Source organism: Candidatus Hydrogenedentota bacterium (assembly GCA_013359265.1).
Classification (GTDB): domain Bacteria; phylum Hydrogenedentota; class Hydrogenedentia; order Hydrogenedentales; family SLHB01; genus JABWCD01.
Genome location: JABWCD010000052.1, coordinates 1 through 2,280, shown reverse-complemented (window position 1 = coordinate 2,280; position 2,280 = coordinate 1). Strand labels below are relative to the sequence as shown.

Annotated in this window: 3 protein-coding genes; all 3 read right to left on the bottom strand. The window is 58.0% G+C overall.

What is annotated here, in order from left to right:
- A partial coding sequence (locus HUU46_25345; GenBank protein ID NUM56969.1) for a hypothetical protein occupies nt 1-231 on the bottom strand: 231 nt, incomplete at its 3' end.
- Between the two features lie 402 nt (nt 232-633).
- Nucleotides 634-1,137: a hypothetical protein gene (locus HUU46_25340; GenBank protein ID NUM56968.1), complete on the bottom strand. Its 504-nt coding sequence runs from the start codon at nt 1,135-1,137 to the stop codon at nt 634-636.
- 227 nt (nt 1,138-1,364) lie between these two features.
- Nucleotides 1,365-2,280 (bottom strand): hypothetical protein (locus HUU46_25335; GenBank protein NUM56967.1); only part of this gene is annotated, 916 nt, incomplete at its 5' end.

Sequence of the window (2,280 nt, the reverse complement as noted above, 5' to 3'; positions counted from 1 at the left end):
GTGCTCCAGCACGTGGCTGCACAGGGCGGAGTCGAACGCATCGTCCTCGAACGGCCACGGCACGGCGTCGAGATCGTGGACAACGTCCACGCCCGGCCGAGCGACGGCATCGACGTTGACGAAGCCAGCGCGGATATCGGCGCCGCAGCCGAGGTTCAGGCGCTGCGGCGCCGCCGGGCGTAGTGGCGCCTGAATTCTCGGCGTTGCTGCGCCTTGCACGGCTGTATTCATGAGATTCTCTCGCGTCCGCCCTTGGGTCGTACCGAGGGCTCCGCCGCGGCGGTCTACTTCTGCGTGTCGGTCAAGCGGGCAGTCAGCAGCCGGTCGAGCGTGTCATAGGCGTAGGTGCGATCGGCGTCGAGGTAGCCCATGCTGCCGGGGGTTTTCCCATCAGACCGTCAGAAGATCGGCGGCGATGTCCTTGCTCGCCGTTGAACTGTCCCCCTTTTCCGGACATTTTGCGAATACACTTGTCCGCGCCTGCGCTAATGAATTGGCGTTCGATCAATGGACGCATCCCGCAAGTCAGGCACATCTTTTTGGGGAAACGCAAGCTAACAGACTTCGGCTATACAAGTCGTCGGTGGCTTGTCCCTGCTCTCGAGTGCAGCGAGCCCTATCGGCAGCGGTCAGCTAGTCGCTTCCTCCGTTACATTCTTGAAAACGGCCCTCCGACAGTTCTTCGACAGCGATATCAAAGCGCACTCTCACCATATGATCGTTAATGATCATAGATGTAAACACCACGGTTACTCGACGCGGTTCGCGAACGAAATCTACGTTGTACGCTACGTCGCGGTACAGGCAGGACAATGCCTCACGAAGCGCAAGTTCTCGAAGCTTCATCTCAGCGATATCGCACATCTCCGGTGAAATGATAATTGGATCTCGAAATACAACACCGGTTGGTCTTCGCGGTCGCGGCTTCGTGTCCGACGTTGGCTCGAGCACCCTCCCATCAGGGTAGCTGAGCTTGGCCCTTATTCCGTCAAACTGAATGACTCCGTAAGGACTTGCAATAAACAGAATGTGGCCGGCCTCGGGCTGTTCGCAGAACAGATTGTACTCGGTATCCGGTTCGAGATACGGGGTCAGTGCCTCGGTGGCCACAGCTCGAAGACGCATCAATGTTTCCATATACGACTCGTTGTAATGCACGTCGTCTCTGCTTTGCTCGGCGGGCTGGCTATCCGGGAGGGGGCGGATAGGCGTCTCACCAAGTCGGCTGGAATGCGCGCATCCACAAACCAGCGCCAATGTCACAGGTAGCCTACGACAAAGGTGTAACCAGCGAGTCCTCACAACTATCTCCTTCGTGCAGCGCGGAAAGTAACGTGTGTAGCCGCTTCTCCCAAGACGACGGACTAGGAAGAACGTTGACACTGTTGCGCTCTTTTCCGATCCCGTTTTTCGATACTATCTGGTTCTCGCGGACGTGTCTTTCCTCCGTAGAACTTTTCGTAACTGTCTGGTTCTCGATCGCGTTTGTACTCTTCGCGCCTTCGGTCTCTCTCCTCGTAGTACTCCTCCATTTGCTCGAGGTCTGTGATCTCGAGTATGCATCTACCATCTGCTCCCACGGTCCATTTCGTTCCGGGGACCGCGTTTCCGAATAGCGACGCACAGGGAATTGGATCGTCGACGCCCGGTCCAAAGAACTCCAATCGGAAACCGCGGGGATTGGTAGGGTCGCGAACTAGCACAACGCCGGGCTTCCCAAGTTTGTTGGCCTCCGGGATATCCTTGTCGGCTGAAGGGCCCTGTGCGTGTTCAGGCCGTTGATGAGTATGAACATGGCCGAGCGGCTCTTGGGACAATTGGTCGATTGGTGTTGGGCGGACATGGTCGGGGCCTCCCCACCTGTTTGGTGAACGCGATCTATTCCCTTTGAGTACCCAAAACGTACCCTCGCGATCGTACCACTTTGCGCGTTTCCAAAGTGCCTGCACATGTTTGTCCATGTGGCCGTCTTCGATGAACTGACGGAACGACTCAAGTCCAAATGCATCGAGTGCCAGCAGCAGGTTGCTTTGCAGCGCTTCGTACAAATTCATCGTCCCGCCGGCATACCCGATCGGATCCCTCGTCGTCCACCGCCCGCTCCACGGTTCCATGAAGCGCAGGCGGTGCTGGTTGAGCGGCAGGTTGGCGGTCGTGGCGTTGGGCGTGTCCAGGGCGAAATGCCGCACGCCCTGGAACATGAAGGGATTGTCCACGTCCGAGTGGGCCTGCGCCACCGTCGGGCCGGTGAACGCCGTCGGCGGCCAACTGTTCTTCTTG